General features: G+C 53.0%; 21 protein-coding genes. 5 read left to right on the top strand and 16 right to left on the bottom strand.

Features of this window, described 5'->3' with window-relative positions:
- Positions 1 to 83: 83 nt before the first annotated feature.
- Together L6H70_RS18245 and L6H70_RS18250 are read right to left on the bottom strand one after the other, a co-directional pair.
- Complete coding sequence (locus tag L6H70_RS18245; RefSeq protein ID WP_236335427.1) at positions 84 to 869, bottom strand: helix-turn-helix domain-containing protein; 786 nt, start codon at positions 867 to 869, stop codon at positions 84 to 86.
- A 243-nt stretch (positions 870 to 1,112) separates the two neighbouring features.
- Positions 1,113 to 2,726, bottom strand: coding sequence for an aminotransferase-like domain-containing protein (locus L6H70_RS18250; RefSeq protein WP_236335429.1), 1,614 nt, complete (start codon positions 2,724 to 2,726; stop codon positions 1,113 to 1,115).
- A 132-nt stretch (positions 2,727 to 2,858) separates the two neighbouring features.
- Between L6H70_RS18250 and L6H70_RS18255 the strand changes: the two genes are divergently transcribed.
- The 3 genes from L6H70_RS18255 (at position 2,859) to L6H70_RS18265 (ending at position 5,238) form a co-directional block, all read left to right on the top strand.
- Entirely contained in the window at positions 2,859 to 3,473 is a 615-nt protein-coding gene (locus tag L6H70_RS18255) for a pyridoxamine 5'-phosphate oxidase family protein (protein WP_236335432.1), read from the top strand.
- 202 nt (positions 3,474 to 3,675) lie between these two features.
- Positions 3,676 to 4,980, top strand: coding sequence for an aminotransferase class I/II-fold pyridoxal phosphate-dependent enzyme (locus L6H70_RS18260; protein WP_236335434.1), 1,305 nt, complete (start codon positions 3,676 to 3,678; stop codon positions 4,978 to 4,980).
- Positions 4,981 to 5,124: 144 nt separating this feature from the next.
- The gene (locus L6H70_RS18265) at positions 5,125 to 5,238 is read left to right on the top strand and encodes a YjcZ family sporulation protein (protein WP_206101850.1); all 114 of its coding nucleotides are present in this window, start codon (positions 5,125 to 5,127) and stop codon (positions 5,236 to 5,238) included.
- Positions 5,239 to 5,399: 161 nt separating this feature from the next.
- Here L6H70_RS18265 and L6H70_RS18270 read toward each other — a convergent pair whose 3' ends face one another.
- From L6H70_RS18270 to L6H70_RS18290, 5 genes are all read right to left on the bottom strand, one after another.
- Entirely contained in the window at positions 5,400 to 6,617 is a 1,218-nt protein-coding gene (locus L6H70_RS18270) for an ABC transporter permease (protein WP_236335436.1), read from the bottom strand.
- Between the two features lies 1 nt (position 6,618).
- Positions 6,619 to 7,365, bottom strand: coding sequence for an ABC transporter ATP-binding protein (locus L6H70_RS18275; protein WP_236335437.1), 747 nt, complete (start codon positions 7,363 to 7,365; stop codon positions 6,619 to 6,621).
- Entirely contained in the window at positions 7,362 to 8,819 is a 1,458-nt protein-coding gene (locus tag L6H70_RS18280) for a DEAD/DEAH box helicase (protein WP_236335438.1), read from the bottom strand. Before L6H70_RS18280 ends, L6H70_RS18275 begins: the two co-directional genes overlap by 4 nt.
- Before the next feature lie 171 nt (positions 8,820 to 8,990).
- Positions 8,991 to 9,767: an SDR family NAD(P)-dependent oxidoreductase gene (locus L6H70_RS18285; protein ID WP_236335439.1), complete on the bottom strand. Its 777-nt coding sequence runs from the start codon at positions 9,765 to 9,767 to the stop codon at positions 8,991 to 8,993.
- 28 nt (positions 9,768 to 9,795) lie between these two features.
- Positions 9,796 to 10,251, bottom strand: a complete 456-nt coding sequence (locus L6H70_RS18290; RefSeq protein WP_054942873.1) for a chemotaxis protein CheX — start codon at positions 10,249 to 10,251, stop codon at positions 9,796 to 9,798.
- Positions 10,252 to 10,656: 405 nt separating this feature from the next.
- On the opposite strand from L6H70_RS18290, the gene L6H70_RS18295 reads away from it, so the two are divergent.
- Both L6H70_RS18295 and L6H70_RS18300 read left to right on the top strand, forming a co-directional pair.
- Positions 10,657 to 11,559: a LysR family transcriptional regulator gene (locus L6H70_RS18295; RefSeq protein ID WP_054942874.1), complete on the top strand. Its 903-nt coding sequence runs from the start codon at positions 10,657 to 10,659 to the stop codon at positions 11,557 to 11,559.
- A gap of 56 nt (positions 11,560 to 11,615) precedes the next feature.
- Positions 11,616 to 12,425 (top strand): histidinol-phosphatase, encoded by an 810-nt coding sequence (locus L6H70_RS18300; protein ID WP_236335441.1) that lies wholly within the window; start codon positions 11,616 to 11,618, stop codon positions 12,423 to 12,425.
- Positions 12,426 to 12,506: 81 nt separating this feature from the next.
- Here the strand turns inward: L6H70_RS18300 and L6H70_RS18305 are convergent, their stop codons facing one another.
- The 9 genes from L6H70_RS18305 to sdhA all read right to left on the bottom strand — a co-directional run bounded on the left by L6H70_RS18305 (position 12,507) and on the right by sdhA (position 20,328).
- Positions 12,507 to 12,692 carry a hypothetical protein gene (locus tag L6H70_RS18305; protein WP_236335443.1) on the bottom strand — a complete coding sequence of 62 codons (186 nt, stop codon included), beginning with the start codon at positions 12,690 to 12,692 and terminating at the stop codon, positions 12,507 to 12,509.
- 151 nt (positions 12,693 to 12,843) lie between these two features.
- Positions 12,844 to 13,044, bottom strand: a complete 201-nt coding sequence (locus L6H70_RS18310) for a helix-turn-helix transcriptional regulator (protein ID WP_236335445.1) — start codon at positions 13,042 to 13,044, stop codon at positions 12,844 to 12,846.
- Positions 13,045 to 13,210: 166 nt separating this feature from the next.
- Positions 13,211 to 13,948, bottom strand: coding sequence for an NADPH-dependent oxidoreductase (locus tag L6H70_RS18315; protein ID WP_236335577.1), 738 nt, complete (start codon positions 13,946 to 13,948; stop codon positions 13,211 to 13,213).
- A 211-nt stretch (positions 13,949 to 14,159) separates the two neighbouring features.
- Positions 14,160 to 14,702, bottom strand: a complete 543-nt coding sequence (locus L6H70_RS18320) for a GNAT family N-acetyltransferase (RefSeq protein ID WP_236335446.1) — start codon at positions 14,700 to 14,702, stop codon at positions 14,160 to 14,162.
- Positions 14,703 to 14,792: 90 nt separating this feature from the next.
- On the bottom strand, positions 14,793 to 15,722 hold the full coding sequence (locus tag L6H70_RS18325) for a metallophosphoesterase (RefSeq protein WP_236335449.1): 930 nt from the start codon (positions 15,720 to 15,722) through the stop codon (positions 14,793 to 14,795).
- Positions 15,723 to 15,751: 29 nt separating this feature from the next.
- Positions 15,752 to 16,543, bottom strand: coding sequence for a potassium channel family protein (locus L6H70_RS18330; protein ID WP_236335451.1), 792 nt, complete (start codon positions 16,541 to 16,543; stop codon positions 15,752 to 15,754).
- Positions 16,544 to 16,611: 68 nt separating this feature from the next.
- A complete protein-coding gene (locus L6H70_RS18335; RefSeq protein WP_236335453.1) occupies positions 16,612 to 17,436 on the bottom strand; it encodes a DUF3891 family protein in 825 nt (274 codons plus the stop codon).
- A gap of 232 nt (positions 17,437 to 17,668) precedes the next feature.
- Positions 17,669 to 18,433, bottom strand: a complete 765-nt coding sequence (gene sdhB / locus L6H70_RS18340) for a succinate dehydrogenase iron-sulfur subunit (protein ID WP_236335455.1) — start codon at positions 18,431 to 18,433, stop codon at positions 17,669 to 17,671.
- Between the two features lie 152 nt (positions 18,434 to 18,585).
- The gene (gene sdhA, locus L6H70_RS18345; protein WP_236335458.1) at positions 18,586 to 20,328 is read right to left on the bottom strand and encodes a succinate dehydrogenase flavoprotein subunit; all 1,743 of its coding nucleotides are present in this window, start codon (positions 20,326 to 20,328) and stop codon (positions 18,586 to 18,588) included.
- Between the last annotated feature and the right edge of the window lie 169 nt (positions 20,329 to 20,497).

Consider the following 20,497-nt stretch of genomic DNA (forward strand, 5'->3'; position numbering starts at 1 on the left):
TCTGTAAACCAGGTTGCAACGTATTTACCCCTGGAGTAAAAAGCTGAAACAAAGCAGCCGGAAGAGGGAGGACGGGACAAAGGTCAGCGGATCTCGGACGGGCTTTTCCCCGTGTGCTGCTTGAATTGGCGGCTGAAAAAGAAAATATCACGGTAGCCCAGCGCATCTGCCACCTCGGTGACATTCATTCCGGCGTACAGCAGCAGATGCTGGGCCCGTTCAATCCGGGCACGGATCACATACGACTGGACCGAGGAGCCGGTAATTTCCTTGAATTTGATGGAGAAGTAACGCGGAGATAATCCCGCCCGGGCCGCCAGGTCCTCCACACGATGTGCAGCACCCGGATGCTGGCTGACATAATTGGCTACCTCATGGATAATTTCAGTCAGATGGTTGCTTACATGCCGCTCCACCGGCATCATCCGGTCCTCACGCAGCAGATGGATCATCAGCTGCTTCAGAATCAGCTGCCCTTCCTCCTCGGCAGCGAAGGTTTTGACCAGAAATAAACGCACATAACGGGCAAGCAGATGCTCGAATTCCACCGTCTCTGTCAGCTCACGGTATGGCTCTGGGATCTCTGTCACCTCTTCGGCAACATCAAAGTGAATGTATGTAATCACCAGCGGCTTTTGCGGATTATGTGTCGCATAAGTAGAATCACCCGGGCGGAACAGGAAGCAGCTTCCCTTGCCCACCTGAAAAGGCACACCGCTGCGTACAACCGTACCTTCCCCGCTCCAGACATAAAATAGATCATAATTTTGCAGCGGCTTCTCTCTTTTCTGCCATCTCCAGCCCGGTTCACAGACAATCTTCGCCAGGGCCGGCAGAATTACAAAAGAGGACGGCGATGCATGCAGCATAATATTCCCTCCTAAAAGTTTTGTTCAGCGTAAATCTTCTATGAAATCACTTCGTGAACAAAACTATCTTCGTAAGCATAGGCTTAGTTTTGTTCAGGTTATACTTCTTCGAAATGCTTCTTGAACAAAACTATCTTCGTAAGCATAGGCTTAGTTTTGTTCAGCATAATCCTCTATGAAATTACCTCGTGAACAAAACTGTCTTCGTAAGCATACGTTTTCCTTACAATACATAATACCTTGTCACGTTCGATTTTGCACATCGTTCCAGGCTAACAGCAGGCGGTTCACGCCCTCCTCCAGCGCCGCAGCATCGAGGTGGGCAAAAGAAAAGCAGGCCGCCGCGCTCCCCGGCCTAATCCGGTACAGCGCTGCGTCACGGAAGTCCGTGCCGTGCCGCCGTGCCGCCGCCCGGAAGGCAGCGAACTCCGCATCTGTGCGCAGCCAGCGCGCATAGATATTCAGGCCTGCATCGCCAGGCAGCGCCTGGAAGACCGTCCCGAGCCGCGCGGCCAGCAAGGCGCGAAAGATCCGTGCACGCTCGCCGTAGATGCGCGTCATGCGCCGTAGGTGGCGGCTGTACCCGCCGGTGCCCATGAACCGGGCCAAGGCCCGCTGTTCCAGCTGGCCTGCCGGGAGCGGCTCGTACAACGCCTTGGCCGCAGTGACCGGCTCTGCCAGCGAAGACGGCAGCACGGCGAAGCCAAGCCGCAGCCCGAAGAACATGCTGTTAGAGAAGGAGCCGACATAGACGACCCGCTCCTCCCGGTCAAGCGCTTTGAGCGGCTCTATAGGCCGGCCGCCCCAACGGAACTCGCTGTCATAATCATCCTCGATGATGACAGCCTGGTGCCGCCGTGCCCATTCCAGCAGGCTGCGGCGCCGGTCCAGCGGCAGCACCGCGCCGGTGGGGAACTGGCGGCTCGGTGTGACGAACAGCAGCCGTGCCTCCCAGTCCTCGGGGACAAGTCCAGCCTCGTCTACCCGGCCCGGCAGCAGCCTGCCGCCGCCAATCTCCACTGCCCTCCGGATGCCGTGAAATCCGGGATCCTCGACCACAGCGCTGCTCCCCTGTTCCAGCAGAAGCTGCGTCAGGATAACGATGCCCTGCATCGAGCCGCTGAACAACACGATCTGCCCCGCATCGGTGCGGATTCCCCGGGTAATCCGCAAATGGGCGGCAATCGCCCGCCGCAGGCCTTCATCCCCCTGGGGAGGACAATAGCTCTCCAGCAGTCCGCCTTGTTTGCCTCCCGCATAGTTGAGTGCGCTCCGCCATTCGGCATACGGAAAATGCTCCATCTGCATTCCGCTGCTGCGGAAGCTGATGAAGTCCGCACCGGCCCGTTCATAAACAGAGAGCTTCCGCTCCATCAGGCGTTCACCCCAAGCTGTGAGCATAATCGGCGCTGGAGCCGGAGATGCTGGACGGGATGTCCTGTTTACACCGGCTGCATTCCCGCTGTATCTCCCGTCGGCAGCTTTTTCCTCATGTTCTGGTGATACAGCCAGAAGGCTACCGGAACCATCGCCCGCTGCACCCGGTTCACCGGTTTCCGGCTTACTAGCTCCAGATCCGCTGCTTCCTCCCGTTCCGGTAAAGAAGCCGTCAACCGAAACAAACGTGCCGCGCCCCCGCTCCGTCTTGATATATCCGTCTGCCAGCAGCATATCGTATACCTGCGAGGCCGACCCCCGTGATAGCAGATACAGCCCGGCCAGCTTCCTTGTGGATGGTAGCCGGGCCCCTCCCGGCAGGGTTCCGTCAAGAATCGCTGCACGGAGCGCATGATATAACGCCAGATATTTGTAGCGGTACATTTCCAGATACTGGTCATACGGCAGCGTAAAATTCATGTTTTTCCCTCATTTCAAAAGTGGACCATTAAAATTAATGTAAACCGGTACTTTTTCATTGTCAATTCCTCCTCTATGCTAAATAAAATTCCATGGAGCACACGCTTCACATCAGGAGAGAGGATGAGCAGGATGCGCAGAAAAGAGTTTAAGATTGAGCAGGAAGAGGAAATCAGAGAATTTTTGCAGGGGATGAGCTTTGGGTTTCTGGGAACCAGTGACGAACAAGGAGCCCCTAGGGTAACCCCGCTGAACTTTGTCTATGATCAGGGTAATTTTTATTTCCACGGCAGTCATGCCGGCGGCAAAATGGAGAGCATCCGGCAGCAGCAGCAGGTCTGCTTCACAGTAGCGGATGAATATGCACTCATTCCCTCCTACTTCAGCGACCCCGAGTTGGCCTGCCCTGCCACCGCTTACTTCAAAAGCGTTACCGCCTACGGACAAGCCGAAATTGTTGAGGATAGTACGGAGAAGGCCGCTGTATTGTCGCTTTTCATGCAGAAGCTTCAGCCGCAGGGCGGCTATGCGCCAATTGTTGCTGATGACCCAAAGTACCGTTCACGGTTGAAGGGGGTTGCCGTCGTTCGGATCGTACCTGAAGAATTAACGGCCAAATTTAAATTCGGCCAGAATCTGAAAGAGGATGAGCGGGCGGGGGTCACCAAAGGGCTTGCCGAGCGGAATGGGGAGCGCGATGCTGAAACGCTGGAAATGATGAAAAAATATTGCCCTTACCACAGTTAAGGTGGTTTGCAAAATGCTTTTCTAAGTTGAGTCAGTAAGATTCCCTAAAATCCATTCCAAAAATCGCTTCGCCGATTCCTCGAAAATTTTCGAAAAGTATTCAAAAAAAGCGGCTTTCTTAAGTGACGACAGCAAACCGCGGTGATATAATGTTAGGCAATGTTAACGTATATCCCAGAAGAATACCGGAAGGATGAAACTGATGAATCCACTGGCTGGACAATTGAACGAAAGCATCAAGGCAGGCAATGAACATGTGTACGATATGCTCTCGGGTCTTGGCAAAGCAATCTATTTCCCGAAAGAGGGCATCCTGAGCCAATCCGCTGAAGCGACGGCTCATGCCAAGAAATACAATGCAACCATCGGTATCGCGACGGAGAAGGGCATGCCTATGCACCTTGCTGTCATCCAGGATAAGCTGTCCGCTTACAGTCCCAAAGACCTGTACGGCTATGCCCCACCTGCCGGCAAACCGGAGCTGCGCACCGTATGGCGGGAAAAGATGCTGCGCGAGAATCCGTCGCTGGAAGGCAAATCCTTCAGCAACCCTATCGTGACCAATGCCCTGACACACGGGCTTAGTATTGTTGCCGACCTGTTCGCAGAAGAAGGCGATGCGATCATCTATCCGGATAAGAACTGGGAGAATTACGAGCTGACCTTCGGCATCCGCCGTCTCAGCGAAATCGTCAATTATCCGCTTTTTACTGAAGATATGAAGTTCAACAGCGAAGGCTTGCTGGATGCGCTGCTGGCCCAGAAGGACCGCGGCAAAGCCATCGTACTGCTGAACTTCCCTAATAATCCTACCGGTTATACGCCTGGCCTTGAAGAAGGGGAAGCCATCGTTGCCGCCATTCTCCGCGCGGCTGAGGAAGGTATTAATGTCGTCGTCGTCAGCGATGATGCCTATTTTGGCCTCTTTTTCGAAAACTCACTCAAGGAATCCCTATTCGGGCGTCTGGCCAATCTGCATCCGCGCGTGCTTGCCATCAAGATTGACGGAGCTACCAAAGAAGAATTCGTATGGGGCTTCCGTGTCGGCTTCATTACTTATGCTTCCGAGGATAAAGATCTCTTGGCCGCTCTCGAGCAGAAGACGCTGGGCATTATCCGTGCTACGATTTCCAGCGGGGCGCACCCGTCGCAGACGTTTGTGCTGGATGCCTTGAAATCACCACAGTTCTTAGAGCAGAAGGAAGAGAAGTTCCAGATTATGAAAGGCCGTGCCAACAAAGTGAAGGCGCTGCTGGACAGCGGTAAATACGGCAATGACGTCTGGACCTATTATCCATTCAATTCCGGTTATTTCATGTGCCTGAAGCTGCACACTGTGTCAGCTGAAGACCTGCGGCTCCATCTGATCCATCAATATGGCCTGGGTACCATTGCCCTGGGCGAGACTGATCTGCGCGTGGCCTTCTCCTGTATAGAAGAAGAACAGCTTGAGGATCTGTTTGATCTGGTATATGCAGGCATCCGTGACTTGGAAAAAGCCGAATAACAAATTAGAGTACAGCGGACAGCTCCGGGATAACCGGAGCTGTTTTTTTGACGGCTCTCACGGCATTGGCCTATACACGTTCTTCCCCCGGCACATACAATACGATGTACACAAGTACAACACACATTCGAAAGGGGAATGAACATGAGCGAAGAAGTAAGAGGCGGCGGATACGGATACCCTGGATTTACAAGCACTGGTGCAATTCTTGTTCTCTTTATCCTGCTGGTTATCATCAGCCGTTCACTCTTTGTCTAACCGGGAATGATGATCCCGGGAGGGAGCCCACGGCTCTCTCCCCTCTCCCGTGTTACACGCCATTTCCTATCAGTCGGAAGCTATGAGGGTATGTGAAACACCTTGATATACAGCAAAGAGGCCTTAAGGAGAGCTGATGCTCTTCTTAAGGCCTCCTGCTGTTATAAATCGTCGTCCGGATCCAATGCTTTGCGCTTCATATAGACCTTGAAGAAATAAGCCAGCAGCGCACCGGCCAGTAAGCTGCCGATTGCCGGCAGCGGACGTTCTCCCAAAGTAAACAGAAAAGGCCATCCCAGTACCAATACCAACACCAACTGGGTACGGAAAATAAATTGTGTAGTATTGTCCCCTTTGCTGCCGGCAGGCAGCGGATACACGGTCAGCCAGAACGATTCACTGTGCAGCTTGCGCAGCGCCGACAACTGGATACCGGTAAGGAACAGAAAGAATAAATAGATACCGCTGCCGGCATAGCTTGCGCGGTTCCACCAGACCAGTAGCAGCGCCAGGACAGCCATCCGCATAACAATACCGAAGATATCGCCCCTGGCAAAGCTCTTAGTCAGCAAAAAGCGGTATGCGCTGTCCCTGCGCCAGGCGATGCCGCCGCCCCAACGGGACAGATAGCGCCGGCCATAGACCCGCTGCTCACGCCCCGGAACATCCACGAACCAGCCGAGCATCATCAGGGCTCTTGTCCCCTGATTCCGCTCTGTGGCAATCAGCCGCTCCCACGGTACGCCATGACGGTTCGGAACGCTGAGCGCTGCCAGATAAGCTGCCGCCAGAATGACGATGAAGATTAATGCCCGCAGTGATGGCTGCCACAGCCATGCTCCGATCATCAGCCCGCCAACCGCCCAGCGCAGCAGTCTAAGTCCGGCCGCAGCAGGACGGGAGAGCATGGCGATTTCCCGCCATAGCCCGTAGCTCGACAGCAGCTTCACCGCAATCAGCACCACGGCTGTAAGCAGCAGCTGCTTCGGAGAATCGTCCGTACGTATGTACAAAGGCCAGAGTGTAATGAGGATAAAAGCCAACCGCAGAATTTTCCATACATTCCCGCTCACCCATGCCGGAGCGAAGTACTCTCTCATCCGGTGGCCTTGCGGGAGCAGAAAGACCGTATCCGGGCTCTGCAGATAGGTCCGGAAGCTGCTGTGCACTGCTGCAGGCAGCAGCAGAATCAGCATAATCCAGCGGATCGGCAGATCTGCCGGGGTATCGCGGAGCAGTGCGGTGTACCAGGCGGAGAAGACTATCAGTACCAGCAGCAGCAGCATCGCTACACCGCTCTTAATGACATAGCCCACATACGGGAGCATGCTTCCCATGAACCGGCTGCGCCGCTGCCGGCGCAGCTCTTTCAAATCCATATTATTTCCCTCCCTGCACCAGTTCGTAGAACAGCTGCTCCAGGTTAAGGCCGCGCAGTCCAGCGGCTTCGGTCATTTCCGCAAGAGTACCCTGGGCAATGACCTTGCCGCGGTGCAGCACAATGAAGCGGTCGCAGTAATTCTCGATGGTAGAAAGAATATGAGAGCTAAGCAGGATGGAAGCCCCTGATTTCTTCAGATCCAGCATAAAATCGAGCAGGGAACGGATACCGAGCGGGTCAAGTCCCAAAAAAGGCTCATCAATAACATAGAGCGCCGGCCGTGCCACGAAGGCACACATAATCATTACCTTCTGCTTCATGCCCTTGGACAAATGGGAGGACAATGTATCCATCTTGTCCTCCATATTGAACAGTGCTGCCAGCTGCCCGGTGCGCGATTCATAGTCGCTGCGCTCCACGCCATAAGCCCTGGCCGTAAATTCGACATGCTCCCGAACCGTCATTTCCTCATACAGCAGAGGCGACTCCGGCACGAATGTCAGCGCACTGTGATACCCTTCCGGGTCGCTGCTTCGGGTCTTGCCCTGTACGGTAATTTCACCTTTGTGGGGCGACATAAGCCCCAGAATATGCTTCATGGTCGTACTTTTACCTGCTCCATTGAGTCCGATCAGTCCAACCATTTCACCGGGCTGTACCTGAAGGCCGATATCATGAAGCACCGGCTTGTTTAGACTATATCCTCCGCTTAAGCCCGTAATTTGCAGTACGGGGGCAGTATTCATTGACCGTCACCTCTCGGGGTTTTGTCCTTGAGCCATTTCGGAGCTCCCTTATTCTTACGGTTCTTCTCACGCTCGCTACTGCTGATGCGTGCTTTGCCCGCTGGAGCGGCCGGGCTGCGTCCGCCTGCGGCTTGGCCTGCACCATGATGCGGCTCACGCCGTACCTCTCCGCCGGCACTTGGGCCGCCCGCCAGTCCCTGACGTGCTGGCGCCGGCCGGGCACCCGCAGCGTCCGGCTGAACGGCTGCCGTCCGTACCGGCTTGCTGCTGCCCGGTGCAGTACTTTCCCGGCTGCTGCCTGCAGGTCTGCGGACTTCATCCGCCGGCCTCGCCTTGCCGGCGGACATCGCCCGCTCATCCAGCTGAATGTCCAGCTCCCGGGCAAACTTGCGCATGATGAAGGTCTGCTGCTCGGTAACAATCGTAACCGACAGGCCGCGCTTGCCCATACGTCCTGTACGTCCGGCCCGGTGCACATAGTGCTCGGAATCAAATGCCGGGTCGTAGCTGACCACAAGTGTCAGATTCTCAATGTCCAGACCCCGGGCTGCTACATCACTGGCTACTAGTACCCGGAACTTCCCGCTCCTGAACTTAGCCAGCACATTACTGCGCGTAACCTTGTCGGCATCGCCGTAGAGCGCCGCTGCGCTCAGGCCGAGATGGTTCAGCTTCGCCTGCACTTCGGCTATGTCCTCAGTGGCGTTAACGAACACAATCGCCCGTTCCGGGTTGTAATGGCGGATGACGCGGCGCAGCATATCCATCTTGTTGCGCTCCTCGGCCACCACGTAGTGATGTTCCAGCGACTGCGCGGTCATAACCCCCGGATCAATCCCGACTTCAGCCGGGTTCTTCATTTCCCGGGCAGCCAATGCTTTGGTTTCCGGCCCGATGGTTGCCGACAGCATGATGAGCTGGCGTGTGCGCAAGGCGCTGCTGACGATCTTGGCTACCTCGCCGGCTCCGCTAAGCTGGAACATCTGGTCAGCCTCATCGATGACAATCGTGGTGACTTCGTGCATTTTCAGCTTGCGCAGGCCAATCAGCTCCCGGATGCGGCCCGGGGTGCCGACCACAAGCTGCGGGTGTTCACGCAGCTTGTCGATCTGGCGTTTGATCGCAGCACCGCCGATCAGTCCCATCACCTTGATGCCGCGGTGATCTCCGTACCGCTCCGCCTCGCGGAGAATTTGCATCGCCAGTTCCTGGGTTGGGGCCAGCACCAGCTTCTGCACCACTCTCTGCTCCGGATTAATCCCTTGAAGCAGCGGCAGCAGGTATGCCAGAGTCTTGCCTGTTCCTGTCTGGGAAGCGGCCAGCACATCCCTTCCCTCCAGCAGAAGCGGGATCGTCTGCTCCTGAACAGGGGATGGGGCGGTAATGCCGAATTCCGACAATCTGGCAACAAGGTCTTCCTGGATGCCGATGGCCGCAAAAGATGCGTTAGTCATAATTGTATTTCATCCTTTTCGCTTGAGTTAATATCATCATTATATGCCAAAAAGGCCTCTCCACCAAATGGAAGGCCGTATCTCTAGAGAGGGGCTGATATCAGCTTAGCTCAGCCCGCAGAAAAGAGGATGATCCGCCGGATAACAACGGGCCTCTTCTTCCCTGCATATCTATTTACGGTTCATTGCGTTATAAGTCAGCTTATCCGCCAGGCGGGGGAATAAGGCATACAGGCGGATACCGAAAGCTGCAAGCCCCGGAAGATCCACTTCTTCTTTGCCCTTCTCCATCAGCTTCACGATCTTGGCGGAGACATGCTGCGGAGTCATCATCATTCTGGCTACACTTTTCTCGTAGTTGCCGGAAGGATCCGCCGTTTTGAAGAAATCGGTAGCAATCGGTCCCGGATTGACAGCCGAAACGATAATACCGCTCTTACGAAGCTCCTGGCGCAGGGCATTCGTAAAGCCCAGTACCGCATGTTTGGTAGCCGTATAGGCAACCGCCCGGGCTGTGCCGATTTTGCCGGCCATGGAGGCCACGTTCACAATCTGCCCGCTTCCCCGCTGAAGCATATGCGGAACAACGGCTTTGGTGCAGCGGACGATCCCCATATAGTTCACGTCCATCATATCGGCGAATTCCTGCGGCTCCATCTCGGTAAATCCGGCAAATTTGCCGTAACCGGCATTGTTCAGCAGGATATCGATTCTGCCGTAAACGTCAAGAATTTCAGCGAACACCCGCTCAACCTCGGCTTCATTAGTAACATCGCAGGTGTACAGTCCAAAAACGCCCGGAATACCGGCCGCCGTTTCTTTCAGCTTATCTTCCGAACGGGCCAGCAAAATGGGAACAGCTCCCCGCTTGCTGAGCATCTGCGCCGTGATTGCACCGATCCCGCTCGAAGCTCCTGTAATAACCACAATTTTATCTTTAAGTTGCATGAATATCCATCAGCTCCTAATGATCACCCTAAGAAATCATCACTTGAATATCCAGTTCCCCGATTCCTTCCATCAGAAGCGGGATGCTCAGTGCTCTGCGCGGAAATACCGACATGCTTTCGAGCTTCATCAGCTTCGGCGGGGTAATATCCACGGATACTCCCTGATTGGACAGAATCGTACTGGCATTGCCGCTGATCATATTGCCCAGCTCTGAAATTGCGCTCTGCCCCATTTCGTCCATCTCTGCAATCGGATAGCCGCCCATCATTGCCGATACAATCTTGAGTGCCACCTGCTCAGCAATTCCAAAGACGATATCTCCGCTTAACTGACCTGTCATTCCCACTTGAATCCATATATGATTATCGATCAGTTCAATATCCTTAATTCCCAGATTACCGGTGGATGGCGAGACTTGAATCACCTGCTCAATTACAATTCGTGCAGACTCTAGAAACGGATTAATTACTTCTGCTTTCATGAAAGTGCTGTCCCCCCTCTACCAGGCTTTAGTCATATACCAAAAGTCCCAAGTAATAATGTTTTATTATACTTCATATATCGGCATTATTCACCAAAAATTAATGGTCTTGTCGAATGATTTCTCAAGATAGTTTTTGCGGCGACGTTGCCCTGCAGGTTGTAATCTCCTATAATTTAATCAAATACCAACATTCCGCGTAAGATACACCTGATTATTCCGGCAAAGTATGCTCTGAAACCCTGCACACTGCGTCGGTTCAGTACTGCCTCGAATAAGAAGAAAACAAGAAAAAAGTCTTATTTTCCTAAGTAAAGTCAGCTCAGCCATCCTGTGAAAACGCCCGGTTTTCACATTATACAAATAACCAGCGACACGATTCGGTAGGCCAAAGGGGGCAAGTCCATGAACATTAGCCAGCTGGAGACACTGATCACAATCTCCAAAACCATGAGCTTTCGCAAGGCGGGCGAACTGCTTAATCTGACCCAGCCGGCAGTTTCGGCACAAATTAAAAGCCTCGAGGAAGAGTTCAAAACGCAGCTTGTTGACCGGAATCAGCCGGTTACCTTAACCGACAGAGGCAAAGTATTCCTTACGCATGCGGAGCAGATTGTAAGTATTGTGGAGGAATTGAAGCAGCGTCTGGCAGATTTGGAGGAGAATCCCCAGGGACATATTATTCTCGGTACAACAACCTCCATTGCCATTCAGATTTTGCCGCGCATCCTATCTTATTTCCAGGACCAGTTCCCGCATATCAAAACTTCGATTTCATCGATGTCCTCATCGCAGATTTATCAGCATGTGGAGAATGGTCTGGTGGATGTCGGCATCGGCTATCTAATCGGGCAAAGTCCGGGTATGACTACCTCCGTCCTTTATTACGACACCTTTGAACTAGTAGTATCACCTAGGCATCCGCTGGCCCAAGTCAAATCTGCAGGCATTGAAGCCCTGGGCAAAACACCGCTCATTCTGCTGTCGCCGGACACCGTCGGCCGCAAATTTGTCGATGAGGTGCTCGCTAAGCACGGCATCCAGCCGCAGGTCATCATGGAGCTGACGAGCAGTGAGGAAGTCAAGCGGATGGTGGAGCTGGATCTTGGCGCAGCGGTAATCTCCAAGCAGTCCGTTACGGCCGAAGTCCGGAGCGGCACCCTCAAAATCGTCCCGATTATCGAGCTTGAGGTCACGCATCCTGTCGGGGTCATTACCAAATCAGGCAAATACGTCAATTCCGCCATGCGGCAGTTCCTGAGCGATCTGAAGGGCATGCCGGAGACCCAGTTTATCGGTTCTGAGTAAACAGCATCATTTGCTGCTATCGTACACACACTATGGCCAAAGGAGATGTTCCACTCATGAAGTTTGATCTGCATACCCATCATTTCCGCTGCGGCCATGCCGACGGAAGTATCAGGGATTATATAGAGGCGGGTATCGCCGCGGGTCTTAGCGTCATCGGTATTTCCGATCATACGCCTTATTTTGCCAGCCCTTCCGAGCAGGCATTTCCCCGCATCGCGATGGCCAAATCCGAAATAGCGAACTACGTAGAAGAAGTATTGTCTCTGCAAAAAGAATACGCCGGCAAAATTGATGTCCTGCTTGGCATCGAATCAGACTATTTCCCCCAGCATGCTGAACTGTACCGGACCACGCTGGCCGCCTATCCCTTTGACTATATCATTGGTTCGGTGCATAACGTCGAGGGTGACAGCATCTTCAACAAGAGCCGCTGGAAAAAGCTCGGGCCGAAGCAAATGCATGCGGTCAAAGCAGAGTACTACCGGCTGATCACCGAATCCGCCCGCAGCGGCATGTTCCAGATTCTCGGCCACATTGATGCCATGAAGGGAAACTATCCGAACTTCTCCCAGATCCCGGCAGCCGCTGAGATTGACGAGTGCCTCCGTGTCATCGGCGAATGCGGTGTAGCGATTGAGATCAATACCTCAGGCGGTACCAAGCTGTGCGGCGGCTGGTATCCGTCGGATGACATTCTGGAGCGTGCGCTGCACTTCGGCGTAGAGGTCAGCTTCGGCTCCGATGCGCATAAGCCTTCCAGGGTCGCGGATCAGCAGGGGGCTGTAGCCGCCCGCCTCAAGGAAATCGGGTTTACACACTGGGTCTACTATAAGCAAAAAGAGAAACAGACTGTAGCACTATAGATGGAAAATTACAAAAGCCTCCGCCTGCAAGGAACTTGCAGATGGAGGCTTTTGTTGAGAAGACTTATTGATTTCAACCAACTACAGTTCTCTCCTCTTCATGTATGTAGTCACGGCTCCAAGCAAACTTACCGCAAGGATAAAGTACAGCATAATATTAACGAACTGCTCCGAAGTGAACACATCAATCAATTCAAGAACAAGCAGAATGATAATCCCATTACTTAGCAACAGGTACATGCGGTTACCTGCTATATTACGAATCATCGTGCCCCGCTCATCCTTTCCCTCTCTACTGCCCTGAAACGAAAAAAAATAAAGCTGTGAAACTGCTGCAATGATGCAAAGAAGGAACAACAACATTGATGTTATATCCATATCTCTTTCCTCTCTTTCTGAGTTGGTTGTATGAAAACACTTAAGTCTGCTTATAATCAAAAACGTCTATTATGGATTTGCCAAACACACTGGAAATCTTGAAAGCTAATATTAACGACGGATTATATTTATTTTTCTCAATGGACGCGATAGTCTGCCGACTGACATCTACTAGTTCTGCCAATTCTTGCTGAGTCCACCCCTTTTCCGCCCGGCATACCACAACCTTATTAGTCAGCAATAAATCCACCTCCTAATATATGTATATACTATTTCTGGAAATATGTAAACTAATTTTAACAAAATGTTATATTTACTATGCAATTAGCTGCAAAAAAAGCACCGCACGATCTTAAACCTTCCATTTATCTTGGAATGCGGCAGTTTAACCATTGCGGTGCTTATTGTTATTTCTGCAGATTGTCGCAGGTAAAGCCCTGCTGCGGGAGTGTCCGCCCGGCGTCACCGTACTGCGGATTCATGGCATAGAAATGAGCGATCGTGGCACTCCAGTCCCGCTCCGTCAGTCCCAGGTCTTTATGGTACTCCCGGTATGCCTTGTTGTATTCCTGGATGCTCCCCCGCAGGTCCGGATTGTAGCACTCCTCATGATACACCGCCTCCAGCGGAAGACGCGGCTTCTTGGGCAGCTCTTCACCAGGGTATCCGACGCACAGGCCGACTACCGGAAATACATACTCCGGCAGCTGCAGAAGCTCAATCACGCCTGCCGTATTGCGGCGGATTCCGCCGATGGGAATGATGCCGAGGCCCAGGGATTCGGCAGCGGCAACCGCACTCTCCAGCGCGATTCCCACATCCACTGCCCCGACGAGCAGCGCATCCACATCACCGGATGACTCGAACGGCTGCCCCTCCAGCTCGGCGGCTAGTTTAGTACGGTAAAAATCCATACAGAACACCAAAAATACCGGTGCATCAGCCACGTGCTTCTGATTCCCGCTCAGCACCGACAGCTGTTGTTTGCGCTGCTCATTCTGCACGGCAATAACCGTTACCTGCTGCCCGTTGACCCAGGATGGGGCCGATTGCGCAGCTTCGATGATCAGCCTCAGCTTATCCGCTTCCACCGGCCGCTGCTCATATTTGCGGAACGAACGATGATTGTTCAAGGTCCTTAGCACTTCATTCAAAGTATGATACCTCCCGAATGTATAATAAACCTACAACATGTCCATTTATCATACCCCAACAAACTCGGGCACCGCCAGTCTCCGGGGATATACGCAAAAAAATGGACCCGATTCCTCGGGTCCCAGCAGCAGTTATATTTTCAAAAGGGGGTCATGTACTTAGTTTAACCGGACACTGTTAGAGTTTGATAACGGCTTTATTTCAATTGTGTAACAAAGTGAATACTTTCATTACATCGCCGGAGCCATCGGCCATCGGCAGGATACGCTCCAGCGCCAGACCGTTTTTGAGCATGACCCGTTCGCTTCTCAGGTTGTCGCCGCGGCAGCGTCCCTCTACCTTAGCCAGTCCAAGCTCCTGGCGTGCATAGTTCAGCAGCAGTCCGACTGCTTCTGTAGCGAGCCCCGCTCCCCACCAGTCGGGATGCAGCATATAGCCGAGCACGGCTTTGCCTTCATGCCGGTTCCAGTTCTGCAGGGAGACCGTTCCAATCAGCTCCTCCCCGCCTCTCGGATAGATGCCGGCATGCAAAGCGCACGGATCATATGCATAGATCATCCGGTGCACCAGTTTGTCCAGCACAGCCTTCTGGGAGCCGGCTCCGCAGCGCAGCACAATATGCGGCTGTACCTCCGGGTGCGAGAGAAGGGCCAGCAGCCTGCCGGCTTCGGCGGGCTGCATCGGCCTCAGTTCAACCGCTGTTCCTTGTTGGGCGATCAATGATATGGTTTCGTAAGTAATCATATTTTCCCCTCTTCTCTGCAGCTGATGGTTAAAGTTCCTGAGCCCATTCCGTCATTAAGCAGCGGACAGCGGATATGCTGTCACCTTCCGCTAAGCCCGGCGCAGGGTGAATACGGTAAGCTCCGGCCTGCACAGCAGCCTGAAAGGCATATAGGTTTCGCCGAAACCTCTGTTCACATAAACCGGCATTGCTTTTTTCGCGGTATAATATAATCCGTTTATGTATTTCTGTGAGCCGTAAGGCGTGTATGCTGCCCCGACAAAAGGCAGGCGGATCTGGCCGCCATGGCTGTGTCCGGACAATTGCAGATGGAAGGGGTAGCTTTCCGCCGTATCCGCATAATCCGGCTCATGCATAAGCAGCACCGTGAACGTATCATCCGGTATACCTTTCAGCGCAGCTTCCGGATCAGGAGCACTCTTCAGCATGTCTTCAAGGCCCGCAACCGCGATTCTCGCGCCGCCCTTCCGGATCAGATAGGACTGATTCCTAAGCACGACAAAACCGGCGGTTTGCAATAAGCGGGTTAACAGCTCGGTATTTTTATAATCATGATTGCCAAAAATCGCGTATTTGCCCAGCGGGGCCGTCAACTCTGCAAGCAAAGCCACGGAATCCTCCAGGTCTTCGGCATTGCTGTCCACAATATCCCCGGTGAAGCAGATGATATCCGGCTGTACTTCCTTTATATGCTTCACGAGGCGTTTCACATCATGAGCATCCTTATTGAAGCCCAGATGAACATCGCTGAAATGCACCAGCCGGGTCCCGGAAAAAGCGGAAGGAAGCTGCTTGAGGGCCAGCTCCCGCTTCGTAACCTCAAGCCAGTTGGGCTCTCCCTGCCAGACATAACCGCTTGTAAGCAGCCCTGCACCAAACACTGTGGCCGCTCCTCTGGCCAGAAACTGGCGGCGGGATATTTTGCGTCCTTTTTCCGGTACAGGAGCGCTATAACGGCCGCTTCCGTCTGCCGGATTTATTTCATGATTGGGAGAAGTCCCGGGCGATCCTGTATTCATGGGGAGATTCTCCTTTCTTAACTTGATTATTAGTTTGTTGGATCACGCTGTGCAGACTTCTCTTCCTCATTCTCTTTCTCTTTCTCTTCCTCATTCTCTTTCTCTTTCTCTTTCTCTTTCTCTTTCTCTTTCTCTTCCTCTACCTCCTCCTGCTTATCTTCAACGGCATTCTCTATATTTACTTCAATCGCAGCCTCAATCTCTTCCTCCGTGCCCGAACCGAGGATTTTACGGAACAATCCCAGCATGGACAGGGCATAAGCTACCGTAATGAAGCTGAAGCTGATCTGCATAACGACCACCAGCCGCGAGGTATTATCCGTCGGAGCTACATCCCCGTACCCTACGGTTGTAAAGGTAGCCACACTAAAGTATAGAAAGGTAATCAGCTGGCTGAGCAGATCAGCACCGAGCCCCTGGCCTTGAAAGGAGGACTGTCCAAACAGCTTATATATGGATGTATATACAACCGTAAAAAAAATAATGCAGGTAAAGGCAGCGATGCTGATACGGACCAGCGTTTGCTGCATTCTCACTTCTTTGCTGTTCGACTGCTTAATTTCATGGAAGATAAACAGGATATAGAAAAGCACAGAGGCCAATACAAAAAGTAAAATCAGCCCCCGCAGCCCACGGTTGCCCGGCACAATCGCCCCGAGGTCAATCCAGTTCAGCAAATCCTCGACCGAAATCAGCACGTAAATTAGGATTGGCGCGAGCAGCACCGCTTTGCCCATCCAGCTCAGCTTCATCCGGTAAAACCACAACGACAGCAGGATAATAATTACAGCTGCATTAAAGGTCCATATCCACCCACCCATCGCTTTACACTCCTGTCCGTGTGGCCTGCGGGCTCACTTCTCATTCTCTCCGTTTGTCCCGCCGCTTGTTATACAGCCTCTTCCGGACGGGGGGATACGGTGATACTGCATTCTTCATCCGGTGTCTCATGATACGCGCGCGCAATACCTTTATCCTCAATATCACTAAGGCTAACCCGGCGCAGACTGAAGGTTACCTCAACCTCCCGGGTGAACGGGAAGGGTTCAAGCAGCAGTGTAGATGCATCCTGCCATTCTGCCGTAATTACGCGTCCTGATGTAAAGCTGAAATCCTCGCTGCCCGAAAAACCGTCTGTCCACCAGGGATGCTCCTCGGATTTGGGACTTCCCGGCTCATTCAGTCCCAGATAAAGCGACAGATCGTCACAGAACTGCAGCAGCCTGGCGTCGTAATACAGCTCTGCCTCGCCAATCGGATCAGCGTTCTGTTCCAGCTCCCGGTGAATGCGCGCTCTGCGCTCCGCTTCATCCTTCAGATAGTTGTTCAACTCCGGATTTTCCTCGCCTGATACCTCAATCAGCCGTTCGAAATGCAGGCTGCATAGCAGGGCACCATACTGAGTATCCGCTTCTATCTCATTAAGGCCGCGTCTATAGAACGTAAGTTTCGGCACAACCGGAAAATCGATGAAACTGTAAGGGGCACCTTCCGCATCATTCCAGAAAGGCGTTTCGTCCAGATCGATCCAGCCCCGGTCATGATTGCTGATTGCCCTCAGCACTTCCGCACGGCGTCTGGGTACCGGCACTTGCTCTTCCTTGAAGTTTGCTGCAAATTCTCCGGCCAGCCGCCCGTGCTCATGCTGCTTAATCATCACAAATGCCCCGTCCTGCTCCCGACAAATCACTGTAATTCCTCCTTGATTCTCCATGGCCTGAAAGCCTCATTAGCTACGGAGATTATAACATATCCATCTATAATTGTTTAAGTTTGGCTTTTCCGGGCTGTTCCTATGTATTCACGGAATGTATACCATGTACCCATTTCCCCGGCGAAAAGAAACACATTACTTTGATAATATCATCCCATGCAAAAAGCCGCCCCCTGCGGCAAAATATGCCTTGAGGGACGGCCCGTGACTGATTTAGAGTATGAATGCTGCGTTACACACCCAGCCAGCGTTTGAACATATGCTTGGTGGTCTGTTTGTTGATCTCAGCAATAGAGGTAGTGAGCGGGATGCCTTTTGGACAAGCACGTACGCAGTTCTGTGAGTTGCCGCAGCCGTCGATGCCGCCATCCTCCATCAATGCCTCCAGACGTTCGTCGGCGTTCATTTCGCCCGTAGGATGGGCGTTGAACAGGCGTACCTGAGAGATGGCTGCCGGACCGATGAAGTTCGTCTTTTCATTAACATTCGGACAGGCCTCGAGGCAGACGCCGCAGGTCATGCATTTGGACAATTCATAAGCCCATTGGCGTTTCTTCTCCGCCATCCGCGGACCGGGACCCAGATCATACGTACCATCAATCGGAATCCATGCTTTGACACGCTTGAGCGCATTAAACATCCGGCTGCGGTCGATGACGAGGTCACGCACCACAGGGAACGTCTTCATGGGTTCAATCCGCACCGGCTGCTCCAGATTATCGATCAGCGCAGCGCAGGCCTGGCGCGGCTTGCCGTTGATTACCATTGAACAAGCGCCGCACACTTCCTCCAGACAGTTGGATTCCCAGCAGACCGGAACTGTACTATCGCCCGTAGCGTTGACCGGATTACGCTGGATTTCCATCAGCGCGCTGATTACATTCATCCCCGGCCGGTAGGCCAGTTCAAATTCCTCGGTATAGGGCGAGCTCTCTGGTTCGTCCTGGCGGGTAATGATAAACTTTACGTTTTTGGGAGCTGCAACAGTTTCCGCCATATCGGTTACCTCCTAAAAGTTTTGTGAGCAAAGCTTCTCCGACTATCCTTCGTACAAAACTCGCATCGGAAGCATAAGCTAAGTTTTGTGAGCAATGCTTCTTCATTTTTTCGTCGTACAACATTATGCTGATCTTCCGGTTCCAGAGCTTCTTAGTCCTTCGAGTAGTCGCGTACCCGCGGAGGAATCAGCGAGACATCGACCTCTTCATAGGAGATTTCAGGGCCATTCGGTGTCCAGGTCGCTTTAGTCGTCTTGAGGAATTCCTCGTCATTCCGCTGTGGGAACTCCGGTTTGTAATGGGCTCCGCGGCTCTCATTCCGCAGCAATGCGCCAAGCGTCATCGCCTCGGACAGCTCCAGCATATTCCACAGCTGGCGGGTGAAGGCAACGCCCTGATTATTCCAGCGCGAGGTATCACTCATATTGATTCTGCCGTACCGCTCTTTGAGTTCCTTGATTTTGCCGATGGTGGCCTCAAGCTTCTTGTTCTCACGCACCACCGTCATGTTCGCGGTCATCCACTCGCCCAGCTCTTTGTGGATCACATAGGCATTCTCCGTACCGGACATCGCCAGCAGAGATTCGTATTTGTCTGTCTGTTTCTTGTGGAAGCTGTCGAACACGCTGGACGGGATGTCCTGCACCGACTTCTTCAGTCCCTTAATATATTCTACGGCTTTGGGGCCTGCGACCATCCCGCCGTAAATCGCTGACACCAGCGAGTTCGCGCCGAGCCGGTTTGCGCCGTGATACTGGTATTCACATTCCCCTGCTGCGAACAGTCCGGGGATATTCGTCATCTGGTTATAATCGACCCACATACCGCCCATGGAGTAATGGACAGCCGGGAAGATTTTCATCGGAATCTTGCGGGGATCATCCCCCATGAATTTCTCGTAAATCTCGATAATACCGCCAAGCTTGACATCAAGCTCCTTCGGATCCTTATGCGACAGGTCCAGGTAAACCATGTTCTCGCCGTTAATACCGAGCCCCTGGTCCACACACACATTGAAAATCTCCCGGGTAGCGATATCGCGCGGCACCAGGTTTCCGTACGACGGATATTTCTCCTCAAGGAAATACCACGGCTTGCCGTCCTTATAGGTCCAGATGCGTCCGCCTTCCCCGCGGGCCGATTCCGACATCAGGCGCAGCTTGTCATCACCGGGAATTGCCGTCGGATGAATCTGAATGAATTCCCCGTTGGCATAATGCACACCCTGCTGGTATACGGCACTGGCTGCAGTTCCTGTATTAATAACCGAGTTCGTCGTTTTGCCGAAAATAATCCCCGGACCGCCGCTGGCCAGAATTACCGCATCTGCCGGGAAGGTATGAATTTCCATGGTCTTCAGGTTCTGAGCGCTAATACCACGGCAGACGCCGGCATCGTCAAGTATCACTGAGAGGAACTCCCAGTTCTCGCTTTTGGTAACCAGCCCTTCCGATTCCCAGCGCCGTACCTGCTCATCCAGCGCATACAGCAGCTGCTGGCCGGTCGTAGCTCCGGCAAATGCCGTACGGTGACGTTTAGTCCCGCCGAACCGGCGGAAGTCTAACAGCCCCTCCGGGGTGCGGTTGAACATGACGCCCATCCGGTCCATCAGATGGATGATGCCCGGCGCGGCCTCGCACATTGCTTTGACCGGAGGCTGGTTCGCCAGGAAGTCACCGCCGTAGACGGTGTCGTCGAAATGCTCCCAGGGTGAGTCGCCCTCACCCTTTGTATTAACGGCTCCGTTGATGCCGCCTTGTGCACAGACGGAGTGCGATCTTTTGACAGGGACCAGAGAGAATAGATGAACATGCGCGCCGGATTCTGCCGCCTTGATGGTAGCCATCAGGCCGGCCAGCCCGCCGCCCACGATAATGATATCGGCTGATGCCATGATTGTTCACTCCTAAAGTTTTGTGAGCATATGCTCCCTGATAGGCTTCATACAAAACTCGCTCCGGAAGCATACACTTAAGTTTTGTTAGGATAGCTTCCTGAATTTGCTTCGACAAAACTCGCTCCGGAAGCATACGCTTAAGTTTTGTCGTACCGCTAATATAAAA

The organism is Paenibacillus auburnensis (assembly GCF_927798115.1).
In the GTDB taxonomy this organism is placed as follows: Bacteria; Bacillota; Bacilli; order Paenibacillales; family Paenibacillaceae; genus Paenibacillus_AQ; species Paenibacillus_AQ auburnensis.